Below are 17,303 nucleotides of genomic sequence, written 5' to 3' on the forward strand. Positions count from 1 at the left end.
GAAAGAGAATTATATTATATGCAAACAATAGATCAAAACATATGGATTCAAGACAAGCATGGAAACTTTAGTTTACTAAATGTTGCTCATGATATCAGTCTAGATTTTGAAACAAATAGTATTAGGTTTAGAATACAAGCAAATGGATTTTTACATGGATATGTGGTCGGAAAATTTAACGACTGGAAAAAACAAGAAGACCTAAAACTAACGTGGACTATAGATAATGATGACGGTAGCTTATGGCTAGCTAAAGATATATTTTCTATAGAAAACCTTGTTCCAGGAACAAACCAGTATTCATTTATATTAGTTGACCGAGATGGTAATGAATTTAAAGTCTCAATTAATGATAATGATTTTATTCCTTTAAGCTTTAACTGGCTCGTCAATTCAAATAAATTAGAAATTAAGTCATCTGAAAACTTTATTGCTTTAGGATATAAGGTTGACTTAGTTGCTGTTACAAAGTCAGTTAGTCAACGCTACAAAATTGTAGATGTGGATTGGCAGGTTTACCCTAAAAATTCTCAAATACACATTACTGATAATAAGCTTTTTGTTGATCCGAATATTAGTGAAGAAATCTCTCAAGTTAATATCAAATGCTTTAGCAAGCAAGATCCATCAATCACTGCTGAAAAAAGTTTTGAGATTGTTAGAGAAGAACGTCAAGGTGCTTTAGTTCACTTTATAAAAAAAGATCGCCAATATCATGGTGAAAACTTTAGCTGGGACTTATGGACATATAGTGAAGATCAAACCACTGAAATAGTCTTTTTATCTAGCCAAAGTGATTTTGGATTTTATGCTCTATGCGATAAAGATAATGTTATTGCAAGGAAAAAAACATGGGGTATAAACTGGCATAACGAATGGAGTGAACAAACAAATTCTTTTGATATATCTGAGCAGTATAACAACTACTACATTATTCATGGAGATGCTTGTATCTACACATCTTTAGTTGATGTTATAAATAGAACAAATCCTAGAATAGAATATGCTGTGATGGATGAGAGTGATAAAATCAAGGTTCACCTCTCAGATAGAGCGCAAGTTGGGACAATATTTGAGTTATGGATAAATTCTAATAAAGCTAAAGATGTTGATATTATTGTAAAAGAGAAGTCTCAACAAGTAGTATTTACAAATCTTCCAGAAGGTATAAAAGGTTCAGACTTAGTTGAAGTTCGTGCAAATAATACTTTTTTACCTACAAAAATATTGATGAGAAATTACTTAGATAAGTTTTACTACCCTAAAAATGATATGGGGGTAATCTTTAATCAAAATGCAATATCTCTAAGGTTATGGGCTCCTACAGCTAAAAAAGTCGAAGTTCTATTATATAATGAAGATTTAGCAAATAGTAAAAAGCCTGCTGATTTCTCATATGAACTAACTCCAGAACCTGAATATGGAACACACCATATAGAAATAAGCCGTAATAACTACGAAAACAAATACTATTTATATAAGTTATATTTTGATGATTTAGATCCAAGAGGAGATATCTACACAAAAATAACTTATGCGGTAGATCCTTATACATGCGGATTAGGTATAAATGGTGATAGTGGCTTCTTAGTAGATCTTAGCAGTTCTGATTTAATGCCAGAAAACTGGCTAGAAGATAAATCACAAAGTATCGTAAGTAAAGATGACGCTATTCTTTATGAAGTACATTTGCGTGATTTTACAATAAGTCCTGAAAGTGGCATAGATGAAAGTCTGCGCGGTAAGTTTCTTGGTGCGGTAGAGAAAAATACTATTTATACAGATGGTGAAAAACAGGTATCAACAGGGATTGATAGTTTAGTGGAGCTTGGTATTACACATGTACACCTATTGCCTATTTTTGATTTTTCTTCTGTCGATGAAAAGAAAATTGATGAAAAAGACAATAGAAACTGGGGGTATGACCCTAAAAACTATAATGCCCCAGATGGTAGCTACTCACTAAATCCTTACGATCCAACTCAAAGAATCAAAGGTGTAAGAGAGATGATTCTAAAGTTTCATCAAAAAGGCATTGGTGTAGTAATGGATATGGTTTATAACCATATGACTGATACATCAAACTTAGATAAAATTGTACCTAAATACTATTTTAGAACTGATGAATTTGGTAATTTCACCAATGGTTCAGGTTGTGGTAATGAGTTGGCAACTGAGCGTCCTATGGTAAGCAAATTTGTTCAAGACTCCGTTGTGCATTGGATTAAGAACTATAAAATAAATGGTGTGCGTTTTGATCTGATGGAGCTAATTGACTTAGATACTATAAAAAACATAGTCACGAAAGTAAAACAGGTAGATCCAAATGTAATAATCTATGGTGAACCGTGGAAAGCTGATTACTCTCCTCTAACAAATGGTACTCATAGAGGGACTCAAAGGAATCAAGATTTCTCTATATTTAATGACTCTTTTAGAGATGCTATTCGTGGTAATAATAATCCTGGTAATGGTTTTATAAATGGTAATCCTCATAACCCTGAAAATATGGGTAATGTTATTGAAGGCTTAAGAGGTTCTATTCATAACTTAACTGCTAGACCAAATGAATCTATTAACTATGCTGATGCTCATGATAACTATACATTGTGGGATCAAATAGAAAAAAGTCAAAATCATAATATAGCAACAAACTGTTATAGAAAAAATATACCTAATGATATTTTCCAAAGTACTCTTGTACGTCAAAATGCCCTAGCTTTAGGGATAATTCTAACAGCTCAAGGAATACCATTTCTTCATGGTGGTGTAGAGTTCTTAAGAACTAAGCAAGGCGACCATAATAGCTATAAAAGTGGCGATGATGTAAATGCTTTCCACTGGTCTGATAAACTACATTACAAAGACTTCTTTGACTATGTTAAAGGACTGATAAAGCTACGTAAGGAACACCCTGCATTTAGAATAAATGATAGAGTAATTGTTGATAAAAACCTAAATATAACAACTGCCCATCATGATAGTAAATCAGGAGTTATCATTTCTCACTTTAAAAACTATGCTAATGGTGATAGTTGGAAAGACATTGTTATAGTCTACAATGCAACGGCAATAGATAATTATGATATAAATGATCTTTTACCCAAACCTGATAGTAAAGAATGGCATATTGTTGCCAATCATAAGCAAGCTGGTACAGAAACTATACAAAAAGTTAGCATTGGTGAACTTCCAAGCTTAAGATCCCATTCTTTAATGATTATCCATAGTTAATAAATAATAGGTTAAAATATATGTCAGATATCTTTAAAACTCCGATAAATACTAAAACTAAATTCTTACTATCGACATCAGGTAGTAACTCTTCGATAACAAGACATAATACAGCTATACAGAAATTAGGTCTAAACCTTTGCTACTTCACATTTGAGGGAGAAATCTCTGCAAAAACTTATACTAATGCAATTAAAGCACCTTTTATAAATGGTGGTACTGTTACAGCTCATAATGGTCTAAAATCAAAGGTAATACCTTTCTTAGACTATGTCGAACCTCTTGCTCAGAAGACTTTAGCTGTAAATACTATTATTAATAAAGATGGTAAACTTTATGGTTATAATACTGATTGTCACGGTTTACAAACAGCTTTAGCTAAAGGTATAAAAGAATCAAAACAAGATATAAAAACAGCTGTAATTTACGGTAATGGTGGTGTCTCTGGTGTTGCTTTTAAGGTGTTGCAAGATTTAGGTATTAAAGTAACTATCATTGGTAGAAATGCTGAAAAAGTAGTTCAAAAAAGAAAAGAGCTTGGTATAAAAAACATTCCCCACTTTGAAGGGCCTTATGATCTAGTAGTTGATGCAACTCCTATTTCATCATCGCCTAATCTAGAGCAAAATACTCAGTTTATAGATTTAGTTAAAAATGCAAAAATAGTATTTTGTCATGCTATGCCTGAAAAGGATAATAAGAAAAATCATCTATTAGAATACTGCAATAAAAATAATATTTTCTATATTTCAGGTGAAGATATGTATATTGCCCAGCTTATAAAGCAATATATGATTTATTTTAAAAACCTTAATCAAAAGAAAATTTCTGAAGAAGATATAATTACTGCCTGGAATTTATAAAAGACACATACAATAGCAAATCCTACCCTTTAATGTTAAACTTTAACGGAAAGGATAGGATATAAATTATGAATAAAAAGCTTACTCGCAATATTATTCTAGCTATGATCTTGGGGGCTGTTTTTGGCTCAATGTTTCATTTTTTCTCTGATGTTTTTTGGGTTAAAGAATATCTTGTAAACGGTATTTTAGATATTATTGGTACAATTTTCATTACCTTAATGAAAATGCTAGTTGTGCCACTAGTTCTGGTATCAATAATTTGTGGTACAAGTAATATATCTGATCCAAAAATTCTTGGACGAGTTGGTGGTAAAGCTATTTGTCTTTATATAATGACAACAGCTATAGCAATTTCTTTAGCTATTTCAATCGCGCTCTTATTCAATATTGGTGCTGGAGCAAATATAGCTACAACAGATTTACACTATAATACAGGTCAGACTCAAAGTTTAACTCAGACAATTTTAGGATTATTCACTGAGAATCCTTTTAAATCATTTGAACAAGGTAATTTATTACAGATAATAGTTTTTGCTATTTTATTTGGCTTAGCTATAAGTCTTACCAAAGAACCTTCTAGACAAAGAATAAACCAATGGTTTCACGATATAAACAATGTAATTATGTCATTAACAAATATCGTCATAAGCCTTACTCCATACGGTGTCTTCGCCCTAATTTCAAAACTAGTTATAACGACTGAATTTAGCAAATTTCTACATATTTTTAGTTATTTTTTTACAGTACTGCTAGTTTTGATTATTCATCTTTTTATCACAAATGGAATCTTAATAGGGATTCTTGCAAGATTAAATCCTCTTAGATTCTTTAGTAAACTATTACCTGTTCAACTTTTTGCTTTCTCAACTGCTAGTAGTAATGCTACTATTCCCTTAACACTAGATACAGCAGAAAATAAGGTTGGTATAGATAGGAAAATATGCGGTTTTTCAATCCCTCTTGGTGCAACTATAAATATGGATGGTACTGCTATTATGCAAGGAGCAGCTACCGTATTTATAGCCCATATTTATAATATTGATCTTAGTTTTTCTGCATATATCACAGTTATATTAACTGCTACATTAAGCTCAATAGGAACTGCAGGAGTCCCTGGCATAGGTCTTATTACTTTAACTTTAGTATTATCACAGGTTGGCTTACCTGTTGAAGGCATAGCTCTAATAATTGGTATAGATAGGATATTAGATATGATTAGAACAGCTGTGAATGTTACTGGTGATCTTGCTGTATCAACAGTTATCGCCAAATCAGAGAACTATTTAGATAAAGAAGTTTTTGATAAATAGAATATTAAGATTTATCTTCTTTTAAGATACCTAACCAGTTAGAATAAAAAATTTGCTGATCATTCTGCCAAGAATAATCTATATCTCCTTTCTCATTATAATAATTATCTGGCTTAGCTATATCCATAATTTTTTTATCTCTTATGTATTCAGCTTCTAAAACTCCTTTAGAATACTCTAAATGATTAAACATATATGTTATTTTATGAGTTTTATCAACCAAACAATCTAAACCATCTATAGGTGATGCCAAAATAACATCCGTATACTTTAAAACATTATTATCTCTTACGATTGTTCGTCTTGATATACAAGCTTTCAATTGAGTACCTATATTTTTTAGCAAAGAATGATCCTGTTTCATAATTTTATGCTCATATACTCCAAATAACTTTCTATCTAAACCTTCTTTTTCAATATCATATAAAAAATGTACACCTGCCATAGCGGCCCAGCACACTAACATTAGAGGCACATCATGCTTAAGGCTCTTTGTAATAATTTCACAAATTTCTTTATAGTAATCTACATCTTCAAACTTTAATAACTCTACAGGAGCTCCAGTAATAATAACACCATCTAGGTCATCAAAATTATAAGCTTGCCAATTAGCATAATTCTCATCTAAATGATTCTTATCTACTCGGCTACTTGGTCTAATCAAAGAATGAAAAAATACAAAATCAACAACTGTAGAGCTATCCTGCGAAAGCACCGCTTTCCATTGTTCTTCCGTATCTTTAACATTTGGCATTAGATTTACAATAGCTATACGAAGATGCCTAGTGCTAACTTGCTTAAAACCAATCTTACTTGAGAAGTCTATTTTCAAATCTTTATTAAAATACTCAGATGACTTTTTCACTTTCATCCTCATCATTCACCTCCACATACCCTAAAGCTTGTTTTAAATCCTCAATTAAGTCATTAGAATCTTCTAAACCTATAGATAGCCTAACCAAACCATTAGAGATACCTGATTGTGCTTTTTCTTCTTCGCTTAATTGAGAATGAGTAGTAGATGCTGGATGAATTATCAAGCTTCTTGCATCACCAATATTTGCACAATGAGTAAATAATTTTGTTTGTTCCACAAGATTCCTTCCAGCTTCAAAGCCTCCTTCTAACTCTACAGTTAAAAGTCCAACTACTCCTTTAGTAAAATATTTATTAGCTAAAAGATTATATGGAGAATTCACTAGTCCTGCATAGTTTACTTTTTTAACTTTTGGATGAGCATTTAAAAACTTAGCGACTATTTCAGCATTTTTAACATGTCTATCTAGTCTGGCTCCTAAAGTTTCTAAGCCTTGAATTGCCAAAAATGCTGTATGTGGACTAAGTGTAGCACCTATATCACGTAAGCCAACAGCTATACCTCTAACAGTAAATGCAAGATTACCAAAAGATTTAGCAAATGTAATATTATTATACGAAGCATCTGGCTTTGACAGCAATGGAAACTTGTCATTAGTAGACCAATCAAAAGTACCTCCATCAATCACAGCACCTCCAACTATAGACCCATTGCCACTTAGATACTTGGTTAGTGAATAAGAAACGATATCAGCGCCATGCTCTAATGGATTTAATAAATAAGGGGTCGCAACTGTATTATCCACAATTAGCGGAATACCAGCCTCATGAGCAATTTCTGCAAGAGCTTTTATATCAGCAATAACTCCAGATGGATTTGACTGAGACTCAATATAAAGTGCTTTTGTATTTTCTTGGATAGCATTTCTAACTTCATCAAGTTTATTTATATCCACTAGAGTTGATTGCCAACCAAACTGTCTTGGAAATGTGTGTGTTAATTGCGTTGTAGTACCACCATATAAGTATTTAGAAGCTACAATATGGTCACCATTTTGAAGTAGATTTAGCAATATTAAAAATTGAGCAGCATGACCAGATGAACAAGCAAAACCTCCGGCTGCACCATGCAGATTAGCCAATCTAGTTGCATACTCATCTACAGTTGGATTAGTTAAGCGTGAATATATACTACCAAACTCTTCTAGCGCAAAAAGCTTAGCTGCATGCTCTGTACTTTCAAATACAAAACTAGATGTTTGATGTATTGGTGTTTGTACAGAACCGCTTTTTTCTGGGATTGAACGGTGTACGGCTAAAGTTTCTAAAGAATATTTACTCATAATAGTTTTCTCCTATTTATAAGGCTCTTTAGCTTGGGATAAATCTGAGAGATGAAGGATTGATATCCAGCACCCTTTTAGCAGATTGTTTTTCGTGTCCGCAAGCTGAGTTAACAAATCAACACGTTTATAAGCACCAGCTTATAAGTCTATATGAAACTAAATTTCATACTTTTAGCATAATCATAAGGTTTAACGTTGTCAAACAGTTATACGACACTTTTTAAAAATTTATTTACAAAGATCTGGATGTATCCGTTTTATCAAATATTTCTTAAATATTTGTTTATACCATTTAAGCTACAAAAATCATTACAGCTTAAGCAGTTAGTATAGGCATCATGTGAATTAAAAATATTCTTAAGAGCGAACCCTGGTCCAATTTCAACTACATTTGAATAACCATATTCTAATACACATTGAGAAAGTTTACCAAACTGTAGAGTTGTACTTAACTCTTTTGCCAAAAAATTTGTAGCTGATGCTGAAGTATAGTTCTTACTAAGGCTCAAGGAATCTATAATTGGGTATCGAAGGGAACAATTATCATACTGTTTAAGATAACTAGCAAACTTAGATGTCGCATCTTTTAGAAAATATGTATGAGATGGAACATTTACACTAACTTTTTTAACAAATTTTGCTCCTAGCTCTTTAACTACTTTTGCAAACACTTCAAGCTTACTATTTGATCCAGCAACTATAGCATGAGTATCTGAAAGACAAATAGCTAGCTCACATTGATACTTATTTGCAACTTTTTTGATTTGAAAAACATCAAGACCATCTTTGACAGACATCATTGAAAACTTACTCTCATCATTATCTATCGCATCAAGCATAAACTCAGCACGCATTGATACTAACTCTAGAGCCTTATCTAAACTTAAATTAGCAGAACAAATAAATGCTATAGCCTCACCTAAACTATAGCCACAAAGACCACTATCTGACTTTATAGATAATAAATCAAAGATCCCCTTAGATAATATAGTTATAAACAACTGAGCAAATTTTTGATCAAATAAATACTTACTAAAGTCATTCTTGTTTAATAGATTTACATCAACTAATTTTGCTGCTTCTTCTAAAAAAGTAACTCCTCTTTCATCCTCAGATAAAAGTTTAAACATATCTACATTTTGCAAACCTTGGCCACTAAAAGCATACATTATTGCCATACTAAATCCTTATAGTAATACTGACCTAATAACAATAGTAAAGCTATCATATCAGCTACTCCTCCAGGACTAATATTTGCCGAAGAGAATTCTCTATGCACAGAAACTGCATTGTTCAATAATTCTGTTGATTGACAATTTAATAAATCCTTTGAACGGTTTTTTGCGTATATGAGAGTATCATAACCACATCTATTTAAAATGTTTGTATCATCCATATTCTGCATTAAATATCCGTAAGCATTGGCGATGGATATATTTAAACCATTATCTTTATAGTTATATACAAATTCCTCAAAATAATCAAAAACTATAGAATAACCATCTATAGCTAAATCCTTAGCTCCCTTAATATTATATTTTTCTCTTTGCTGCTGGCGTGACTTAGGTATCAATGTATCATGCATTTGTAATGGCTTTTGCCACTGTGACATAAAGGACTCTTTTAGATCTGATAAATCTATAACATCATCAAAAGAAGCAAGTGTTGCACTCATAAGCCCTAAGGCAAATATTGCTCCTTTGTGAGTATTTATATCATTAGTCGCTCGCAACATTGTATTTTCAGCTTGTATTGCTAATTTCTTAAGCGTAAGAAAATCACATCCTTTATTTGCATGTTCAACAACTTGTGAAAAATAATTCCTTAAAGTAAATAAACTCTTATAAAAAGTACTAGCATTCATATCATTATGGGCACCACTATCTACAAAACTAACCAAACCAGGTTTAGGATAGCTCTTTAACTCTAAAAAAAGAGCTTTTACAGCATAGCTAGCTATTTTTTTATAATTAGTTCTCATACAAGGTTGGCTCAAGCTCATATAATTCTCTTTTATCAATAGCATATACAGATAATTTTGTTTTACATATCACATCATTAGTTTTATCACTAATTAGCTCTCTTAAATTAATATCTCCAATATTATTAAAGCGTATTTCAATATCAATCTTACGGCTTAGACATCTTTGAAGACCATCAAGAAGACTTTTTAAAGAGATTATAGTTTGTCCACTATATATCAAAAGCATATCTATATCTGAGGTTTCTGTAAAAAGTTCTTTTTTAGTCAGATAACTAATAGCATAAGATCCATAAACGTAGATTTCGTTTTGATCAAAAGTTTTGGTTCTCCATTCGAAATATTCAGATATTTCTTTTAAGGTTGGTGGTAATTGTATCTTAATAATATCAGTACTTTCAAACAGCATTGCCGCTTTTATTTTATGGCTTTTTTCTAGTGTAGAGATGGCAAGCTTAATTCCATTTTGAGCATTTTCCTGTCTTGCTACAATCAATGGATACGAATTTTTGATCCAAGCTTTAACAATATCTAAATGATTTTTATAAAAATCATCTGAATTAAATGTAGCATTAGGTTTCACATAGGCAATATTATGTCGATCTAATAAATTATCTAGCTGTTTAATATTTGCTCCATCACAGGTAAAGCCCACTTTCTCCCTCCTCGCTCAAAGCCCAATTTTGCACGCTCATCACCCTCATAATCAAGATATAAATCTTTTTTTAAGTTCTCTGGGATTTCTTCAATATTTAGGACTTTATGTATGCCACCTAAATTTTTGAAATTTTCTATTCCTGGAGCAAATACTGCCGAAGTTTTACTAAGCTCTTCTAATCTTGATTGAGAAATCTTTGTAACTTTGGCCATTCCTTCTAACCACATCACAGCTACTTTAGCTTCTGGAAGTGCATAGATCTGATCACACATTAAACCAAAAGCAATGAAACCTCCTCCTATTGCTTGATTATATACCGCAGAAATTAATGTATGACCACTATTTCTAGCTACCTCCAAAGCTTCTAAAAGATGTGCAAAATATTGATTCATACTTAACCATTCATCTTGCATTGCTAGCTTTTGACCTGCCACATCAACAGGCATAAAAATAGGAGTCTGCTTACCTTCCTCAATAGTTTCAACAACCTTCTCAGCCATCAACAATGCCTGCTTAACACCTAAAAAGGTATCGTTTTCAACACCTAATATCTTAACAGGTTTACCATCTAAAATAGCTTGACCAAATACAACACCGTCAGTAGTGTCGTAGCTGCAACCCTCCGCAAATACACTATTTAAAAAGTCATTAGTTTTCATATTAACTCCTTTTGATATCTTCAGCTATTTTTAGAAAATCACTATAATTCATATCAAAAATCTTATCAGCTAATTCACCATAGTTATTCTCATTAAGATACTCTGCTTCTTCTCTACAATCTCCAGAGTCTAATAACCTTTGTTTAAGTAGCTTTTGTTCAGCTTTAACTACTTCTAAATCTAATCTGGCTTCTTTTTGCAATGCTTCACTAATTCTGATTCGAATCGTATCTATATTATTATCAGCAAAAAGTTCAACCTCACTATTTAGATAACGTGTTTTACCGCCATAAACTCTCCATACAAGGGCTCGATCATTAGCATCAAATGCTTCAATACCTTTAACTGCTTGGATAACTTCGGCCCCTGAGACGCCCATTCGTGATACTTCAGAAACAATTCGACAATCTAGCGTTGCCGCAATAATTCCCATGCCTCCATAGGCACCATTTTTACCACAGATGACACCTATTGTTTTGACTCCATTCCTTCTTGCAGCAAATATAGATCTGATAATTTCAGATATAGCAATCTCTCCGGCATTTGCCTCATGTAAACGGACACCGCCACTATCAATCAGTAAAATAACTGCTTCTATATTTTCCTTCACTGCTTTTTTAAATAATGCATTTAGCTTTGCACCGTGCATCTCTCCAACAGCGCCACCAATAAAATCCTTCTGTTGTGCAGCAACAAATACTTTTTTATTTTTAAAATTAGCTCTACCTAAAACAATACCATCATCATGCTCACTAGTTATTCCTAGATCATCGAGATGATGACTATAGCAGCCATCTTTACAATTAAATTCCTCAAAGTTTTCAAAAAGAGAAGCTATCCTGCTTCTAGCATCAAGCTCCAGATAATTATTACCCTTTGGAACTTCTTGCTTATAGTATACTTCAATTGCCTGTCTTAACCTAAGAGCTACAACAGCTGGCGTTGCTCCGCTATCATTTATTCTGAAACCTAATGCTTCTGGCTTATACTCATCAACAAAATATGTACATACTGCTTGCCATAACTGTTCAAAACCATCTACTGATGTAAATATGTCAAATGTTACTTTACTTTCTCGCTTACTTTTGTCTACTAACACTTCACAATTTCCAGAACCTACAACACCTATAGTACAAGCTAAGCCTTTCGTTGTTGACTTCGTTGCCTCAAATACATAGTTTAATTTTTGCATATCAACCTACCTACCAGTTTCTAAATTTACTTGGTGCTTTATATAATCCTCCCGAAATATCTACAAGGTCACGTATAGATTTAGCTGCAAGTAAATCTCTAGAGGCATCACTAAGTTTTATCCCTAAATCTTCAGGGCGCTGAATCACTCCTCTTTCTCTTAGCTTGGCAACCTTTTGTTTATCTCTTGCTAATCCAACTGGCGTATAACCTGCTACTCCTCGAATCGCCTGCTCTCTTTCATCTGCATTTTTACACATCAAAAGATTTGCGATACCTTCTTCTGTAACAACATGCGATATATCATCACCATAAATCATTACCGGAGGTAAATCTGCTTTCATTTCTTTTTGCAAATCCCAAGCATCAAGATTTTCAACGAATGTTGGCTTGCCAGAACCCTGGAATGTCTCGATCATTTGTATTACTAACTTTCTCCCACGTGGCATCTTATTAGAAGTAGCTTGTGTAATCTCTTGCCCTGCTTTTAGCCATGCATAAGAGGAATGTCGTCTACCTAAAGAATCACAACCCATATTTGGAGCTCCTCCGAATCCAGCCACACGTCCTTTTGTTGCAGTTGAACTGTTTGCTTGTAAATCCATCTGTAAAGTTGCCCCAATAAATACATCGCAACCATAATGCCCCGCTAACTGACCGAATAACCTATTTGATCTAAGTGACCCATCTCTTCCTGTAAAAAACACATCTGACCTTGCTTTGACATAATCATTCATACCAAGCTCTCCACCAACAGAGTGGATAGATTCAACAAAACCTGCTTCAATTGCAGGAATTAGCGTTGGTAATGGATTAACCATCCAATGTTTACAGATTTTCCCTTTTAAGCCTAATGATTCGGCATATGTAGGTAAAATAAGCTCTATGGCACAAGTATTAAAACCAACCCCATGATTAAGGCGATTAACCTGATATGGAGCATATATACCTTTAATAACCATCATAGCCATTAAGATTTTGATCTCATCTATTAAAGCTGGATCTCTAGTAAATAGTGGCTCAATATAGCAAGGCTCTGGTGATTCTATTATTACATCAACCCAATCACCCGGTATATCAACTCGTGGAAGCTTATCGACAATTTTATTAACTTGTACTATTATCAAGCCCTTTTTAAATGAAGTTGCCTCAACAATTGCTGGCGTCTCTTCAGTATTTGCTCCAGTATATAGATTGCCAGCTCTATCTGCTTGCTCTGCAACAATAAGTGCTACATTTGGCGTCAGATCCATTACCATTCGAGCATATAGCTCATTATAAGTATGTATATTGCCGATCTCAATCTTACCATTTTTAATCATCTGCGACAGTCTAATTGACTGAGGACCTGAGAAACTAAAATCAACCTTTGAAGCAATCCCTTTATCAAAAATATCTAAATGTTGAGATAATGAAATAGCAGATTGTATCATATGAAGATGATTAACTTTTGAAACATCACAAGCCAATAATGATTTAGCTAAAAAACTTGCTTGCTTTTGATTATCCCCTTCGATACAGACTTTATCTTTTGGTAAAATGGCATTTTCTAATAATGATACACAATCACTACTTTTACAAACTTTACCATCTAAAAACTTACTTATAGAACGAACTCTACTTTGATACTCTTTTTCTAGACTACTCCAATCTCTCACGGAGAAACAACTCCCAAAAAAAATCCCTATACAAAAAGTCTACGAGAAAAGTATATCATTCACAAGCGATAACTTGTTTGTCTACGATTTAAAACTCAGTATTGATTTTACTTTTGAAATAAACATCGGAATAAGTAAATCTTTTTTCATCTGCTTCCATGGTTTAATAACAACCTCTATAAAGGAATCTCTCTGCCAAAGATTTTCCGTATATTTTTTTATACGCTGACTATCTCCCCACAGGTACTCTCCTAAATTTAGAAAATCTAATCTCCATAAAAACACTCCTAAATAAATATCTATAGCAGAGAAGTCTTTGCCTAGGGCAAACTGATCACTATGACTCTGTAAATACTCATTTAACTTAGCTATAGCCTCTTTTGTGCCTTGTAAAGTTTGCTCCATTAGCTTTGGACTATGAACAATCTTATTTGTTCTAGAAACAACTTTAAGTTTATTCTCAAAAGCTCTCCTTAAAAAAGGATCATTTGAATGCTTCTTGATCTTCTTCTCTAAAATTTCAATTTTATTCTGATGACTATTTTTAGAAAGAAACCTAAACATAAAAGGTCTTTTAGCAACAGAAACATCTCCATAAGTTAATGCTTCAGGATCAATTTGATCTACTAATGTTTGCAAATATTCAAATTCTTTTTGAAGCTTTTTATCTACTGGAAATAAGGTTGCATGTATAGAAAAATATTTATCTGCAAATTTAGCGATGTTATAGGCATTATTCGTCACTTTACCATCTATAACAAGAATAGGAACAACACAAAATGGTGAAATTCTTACGAACTTAGGATCATACTGCTGACAAGCATTATTTATTAATATCATATGACTCTCATATTTAGCATTCTTCTCAGCTAATGCTTGTCTAGCAATTTGTGAGTAAAGTGAGCCAGGGAAATAATAAAGATGAACTCCTTTTTGAGGAGCATATTTATTATGTTTTTGAGTAAAGACCTTTTCTTTGAGATCTTGTGTGCTGTATGTAAATTCGTTCATCAATTAAGTCCCCTATAACGAATATACTTACAGTATTACAAATAAATTAGCTCTTGTCATCTTAAAACCAGTGTTTTAAGACTGTATATAACTTTATAATATTCCCTATAGCAAGACTCAATAGAAAGTTATAGATTCACTAGACTATTATTCTTAATAAATTCTATTATTTCATTTTTATAACCAAAACATATCCCTACAACAGTATCTGCCGCGCCATAATATATAGCAACTTTCTCACCATCACATAAAGCTGCACAAGGAAACACTACATTTGGCACATCACCTGTAAGCTCATACGATGCCGCTGGTGCTAATAAATATGGCTTCGTACGGTATAAAACTTTATCTGGATTCTGTAAATCTAAAAGTGCAGCACCCATTGAATAACGGAAACCATTACAAGTATTAATCACACCATGATAAAAGATCAACCAACCATCATCTGTCTTGATCGGAACTGATCCAGCACCTATCTTGGTACACTGCCAAGCACTTTGGTCAAAAGGTGTCACTTTCATCACACAACGATGCTCTCCCCAATATTTCATATCAGGACTATAGCTTATATAGATATCACCAAAGGGAGTATGACCATTATCACTTGGACGACTAAGCATTGCATATTTACCATTTATTTTTTCTGGAAACAAAACTCCATTTCTATTAAAAGGTAAGAATGCATTTTCACACTGGTAGAATTTTTTAAAATCATAAGTATATGCTATACCAATAGTTGGACCATGATAGCCATTACACCAAGTTATCCAATATCTATCTTCAATCCATGTAACTCTAGGATCATACTTATAATCAGAGTCTATCATTTGAGTATTTCCACAATCCATAATGATTGGATCATGATTTATATCCCAATTTATACCATCTTTACTAAATCCCGCATGTATATTCATCTGCACAGCTTTATTATCACAACGAAAAACTCCAGCAAAACCATTTTCAAAAGGCACTACAGCACTATTAAAAATACTATTTGATGTTGGAATAGCATAGCGCTGTATTATTGGATTGGCAGAATATCTCCAAATGACATCTTGGCATCCTTCAGGTTTTGACTCAAATGGTATATTTAACTCTTCAAATTTCATTATAAAATCCTTAATTTGACTTACGATTTACTTTCTATTTTGCTATCTGAATATCGATATGGTACAAAGTATGTCACTAAAAATGCTGGAATAGTAGCAAATAAAACTCCTATAAAAAACCATTTATAGCCCAGTAAATCACTAAAATATCCACTTAACATAGATGGGAACATAAATCCCAAATTCATAATTGATGTTGCAAAAGCATAATGTGCCATCTTATATTTACCTGGTGCGACCTGCTGCATCATAAATAAAATCAATCCGACAAATCCAAAACCATAACCGAAATACTCTAATACAACACAACTTGAAATAACATAATAATTTTGAGTTTGTGTAAATGCCAAATATGCATAAACTGCAAATGGTATATTAAAACAAGATACTAAAACCATTCTAGCATTTCTAAGCCCTCTCTTGGCAATAAAATATCCACCACCGATAGAACCAAAAACAAATGCTGCTGTACCAAAGGTTCCATATATCAAACTATATTGCTCTGTAGATAGACCCAACCCTCCTACACTAACTGCAGATATTGAAAATAATGGAGCTATTTTTATAGCAAATCCTTCGGCAAAGCGATAGAAAACTATAAAAACAATAAACCAAATAATATGTTTTTTCTTAAAGAAAGTTACTACAACATCTACAAAAACCTTCAAACCCTGCTTAACTAATTTACCTTGCAAATTATTTGCTTCTTCCTTAGGTAACACTAAAAGGTGATATAAACATAGTACAAACATTAATATTCCAAAAACAACCATAGTAATCTCCCAAGCCTTTACAGTTCCTAGTTGATTTTGTAAACTCCCTGCCAAATATATTAAAGGTCCTGCAGCAATAATTTTTGCAATATTATAAAATGCCCCCTGCCAACCTATATATTTCGCTTGAGTTTTAGGATCAAGAACATTTATATAAAGCCCATCTGTAGCTATATCATTCGTAGATCCCATAAATGCCACAATTGCCAATAGTGCTATAGAATATCTAAAAAAACCATCTAATGATCTCTAAGAAAGGACTCCAAAAAGGCTTAAGGCTCCATGGAAGGATCAAAAGACCTGTCCAGAATGTTATTTGAGCATCATTTATACCTAAATTTTTATACATCACAGATGATACTTGTGCTATAAATATAAAAGGAAAACCCATTGCAAAGTAGGCACTTAATATCCAAGTAATAGGTGTTTTTTTATTAAGCATAGTGATCAAACTCTAATAGATAATAAAATTAAATATAGCAATACCTAAACTATTAGTCCATAAACGCTATGGCTTAATCATAATAGGTTTTGTGCACAAAAAAATATAAATTAGATTGAAAACAACTAAACCGTTGTTATTTAAAAGTTGAAAGACAATAAATATCAGCGGTTTAGTAAGATGCATTATCATATAATACCAATTGATGAACCTAGTCCATAACACCTTCATTTTAAAACTTTGATTTTA

General features: G+C 32.7%; 15 protein-coding genes and 1 riboswitch. Of the genes, 3 read left to right on the forward strand and 12 right to left on the reverse strand.

Annotated elements, in window-relative coordinates; translation table 11 throughout:
* Nucleotides 1-18: 18 nt before the first annotated feature.
* The 3 genes from pulA to F3D62_RS04555 all read left to right on the forward strand — a co-directional run bounded on the left by pulA (nucleotide 19) and on the right by F3D62_RS04555 (nucleotide 5,410).
* Complete coding sequence (gene pulA / locus F3D62_RS04545; RefSeq protein WP_150467062.1) at nucleotides 19-3,234, forward strand: type I pullulanase; 3,216 nt, start codon at nucleotides 19-21, stop codon at nucleotides 3,232-3,234.
* A 20-nt stretch (nucleotides 3,235-3,254) separates the two neighbouring features.
* Nucleotides 3,255-4,097: a shikimate dehydrogenase family protein gene (locus F3D62_RS04550; protein ID WP_150467063.1), complete on the forward strand. Its 843-nt coding sequence runs from the start codon at nucleotides 3,255-3,257 to the stop codon at nucleotides 4,095-4,097.
* Nucleotides 4,098-4,165: 68 nt separating this feature from the next.
* Complete coding sequence (locus F3D62_RS04555) at nucleotides 4,166-5,410, forward strand: dicarboxylate/amino acid:cation symporter (RefSeq protein ID WP_191092534.1); 1,245 nt, start codon at nucleotides 4,166-4,168, stop codon at nucleotides 5,408-5,410.
* A 4-nt stretch (nucleotides 5,411-5,414) separates the two neighbouring features.
* Here the strand turns inward: F3D62_RS04555 and F3D62_RS04560 are convergent, their stop codons facing one another.
* The 12 genes from F3D62_RS04560 to F3D62_RS12920 all read right to left on the reverse strand — a co-directional run bounded on the left by F3D62_RS04560 (nucleotide 5,415) and on the right by F3D62_RS12920 (nucleotide 17,054).
* On the reverse strand, nucleotides 5,415-6,281 hold the full coding sequence (locus tag F3D62_RS04560) for a homoserine O-acetyltransferase/O-succinyltransferase family protein (RefSeq protein WP_224732637.1): 867 nt from the start codon (nucleotides 6,279-6,281) through the stop codon (nucleotides 5,415-5,417).
* Nucleotides 6,259-7,569, reverse strand: a complete 1,311-nt coding sequence (locus F3D62_RS04565) for an O-acetylhomoserine aminocarboxypropyltransferase/cysteine synthase family protein (RefSeq protein ID WP_150467065.1) — start codon at nucleotides 7,567-7,569, stop codon at nucleotides 6,259-6,261. The genes F3D62_RS04560 and F3D62_RS04565 overlap by 23 nt, the downstream gene beginning before the upstream one ends.
* Before the next feature lie 56 nt (nucleotides 7,570-7,625).
* Nucleotides 7,626-7,704: riboswitch (SAM riboswitch) on the reverse strand.
* A 128-nt stretch (nucleotides 7,705-7,832) separates the two neighbouring features.
* Nucleotides 7,833-8,750, reverse strand: coding sequence for an ACP S-malonyltransferase (locus tag F3D62_RS04570; RefSeq protein WP_150467066.1), 918 nt, complete (start codon nucleotides 8,748-8,750; stop codon nucleotides 7,833-7,835).
* Nucleotides 8,741-9,574, reverse strand: coding sequence for a triphosphoribosyl-dephospho-CoA synthase (locus F3D62_RS04575; protein WP_191092535.1), 834 nt, complete (start codon nucleotides 9,572-9,574; stop codon nucleotides 8,741-8,743). The genes F3D62_RS04570 and F3D62_RS04575 overlap by 10 nt, the downstream gene beginning before the upstream one ends.
* A complete protein-coding gene (locus F3D62_RS04580) occupies nucleotides 9,543-10,208 on the reverse strand; it encodes a phosphoribosyl-dephospho-CoA transferase MdcG domain-containing protein (protein WP_150467068.1) in 666 nt (221 codons plus the stop codon). Before F3D62_RS04580 ends, F3D62_RS04575 begins: the two co-directional genes overlap by 32 nt.
* Entirely contained in the window at nucleotides 10,169-10,870 is a 702-nt protein-coding gene (locus F3D62_RS04585; protein ID WP_150467069.1) for a biotin-independent malonate decarboxylase subunit gamma, read from the reverse strand. The genes F3D62_RS04580 and F3D62_RS04585 overlap by 40 nt, the downstream gene beginning before the upstream one ends.
* A gap of 1 nt (nucleotide 10,871) precedes the next feature.
* Nucleotides 10,872-12,062, reverse strand: a complete 1,191-nt coding sequence (mdcD, locus tag F3D62_RS04590) for a biotin-independent malonate decarboxylase subunit beta (RefSeq protein WP_150467070.1) — start codon at nucleotides 12,060-12,062, stop codon at nucleotides 10,872-10,874.
* A 10-nt stretch (nucleotides 12,063-12,072) separates the two neighbouring features.
* Nucleotides 12,073-13,719: a malonate decarboxylase subunit alpha gene (gene mdcA, locus F3D62_RS04595; protein WP_150467071.1), complete on the reverse strand. Its 1,647-nt coding sequence runs from the start codon at nucleotides 13,717-13,719 to the stop codon at nucleotides 12,073-12,075.
* An 81-nt stretch (nucleotides 13,720-13,800) separates the two neighbouring features.
* Nucleotides 13,801-14,730, reverse strand: coding sequence for a glutathione S-transferase family protein (locus F3D62_RS04600; protein WP_150467072.1), 930 nt, complete (start codon nucleotides 14,728-14,730; stop codon nucleotides 13,801-13,803).
* A gap of 128 nt (nucleotides 14,731-14,858) precedes the next feature.
* Nucleotides 14,859-15,839: a glycoside hydrolase family 130 protein gene (locus tag F3D62_RS04605; protein ID WP_150467073.1), complete on the reverse strand. Its 981-nt coding sequence runs from the start codon at nucleotides 15,837-15,839 to the stop codon at nucleotides 14,859-14,861.
* Between the two features lie 20 nt (nucleotides 15,840-15,859).
* Nucleotides 15,860-16,804, reverse strand: coding sequence for an MFS transporter (locus F3D62_RS04610; protein WP_263478755.1), 945 nt, complete (start codon nucleotides 16,802-16,804; stop codon nucleotides 15,860-15,862).
* Nucleotides 16,805-16,838: 34 nt separating this feature from the next.
* The gene (locus F3D62_RS12920) at nucleotides 16,839-17,054 is read right to left on the reverse strand and encodes a hypothetical protein (RefSeq protein WP_224732638.1); all 216 of its coding nucleotides are present in this window, start codon (nucleotides 17,052-17,054) and stop codon (nucleotides 16,839-16,841) included.
* Nucleotides 17,055-17,303: the final 249 nt, after the last annotated feature.

The sequence above is a fragment of the Francisella sp. SYW-9 genome (assembly GCF_008711465.1).
Taxonomy (GTDB): domain Bacteria; phylum Pseudomonadota; class Gammaproteobacteria; order Francisellales; family Francisellaceae; genus Francisella.

Bases quoted from the DNA above. Each gene is read 5' to 3' on its own strand.
- pulA (WP_150467062.1), top strand. From the start codon at position 19: ATGCAAACAATAGATCAAAACATATGGATTCAAGACAAGCATGGAAAC.
- F3D62_RS04550 (WP_150467063.1), top strand. From the start codon at position 3,255: ATGTCAGATATCTTTAAAACTCCGATAAATACTAAAACTAAATTCTTA.
- F3D62_RS04555 (WP_191092534.1), top strand. From the start codon at position 4,166: ATGAATAAAAAGCTTACTCGCAATATTATTCTAGCTATGATCTTGGGG.
- F3D62_RS04560 (WP_224732637.1), bottom strand. From the start codon at position 6,281: ATGAAAGTGAAAAAGTCATCTGAGTATTTTAATAAAGATTTGAAAATA.
- F3D62_RS04565 (WP_150467065.1), bottom strand. From the start codon at position 7,569: ATGAGTAAATATTCTTTAGAAACTTTAGCCGTACACCGTTCAATCCCA.
- F3D62_RS04570 (WP_150467066.1), bottom strand. From the start codon at position 8,750: ATGGCAATAATGTATGCTTTTAGTGGCCAAGGTTTGCAAAATGTAGAT.
- F3D62_RS04575 (WP_191092535.1), bottom strand. From the start codon at position 9,574: ATGAGCTTGAGCCAACCTTGTATGAGAACTAATTATAAAAAAATAGCT.
- F3D62_RS04585 (WP_150467069.1), bottom strand. From the start codon at position 10,870: ATGAAAACTAATGACTTTTTAAATAGTGTATTTGCGGAGGGTTGCAGC.
- mdcD (WP_150467070.1), bottom strand. From the start codon at position 12,062: ATGCAAAAATTAAACTATGTATTTGAGGCAACGAAGTCAACAACGAAA.
- F3D62_RS04600 (WP_150467072.1), bottom strand. From the start codon at position 14,730: ATGAACGAATTTACATACAGCACACAAGATCTCAAAGAAAAGGTCTTT.
- F3D62_RS04605 (WP_150467073.1), bottom strand. From the start codon at position 15,839: ATGAAATTTGAAGAGTTAAATATACCATTTGAGTCAAAACCTGAAGGA.
- F3D62_RS04610 (WP_263478755.1), bottom strand. From the start codon at position 16,804: ATGGGATCTACGAATGATATAGCTACAGATGGGCTTTATATAAATGTT.
- F3D62_RS12920 (WP_224732638.1), bottom strand. From the start codon at position 17,054: ATGCTTAATAAAAAAACACCTATTACTTGGATATTAAGTGCCTACTTT.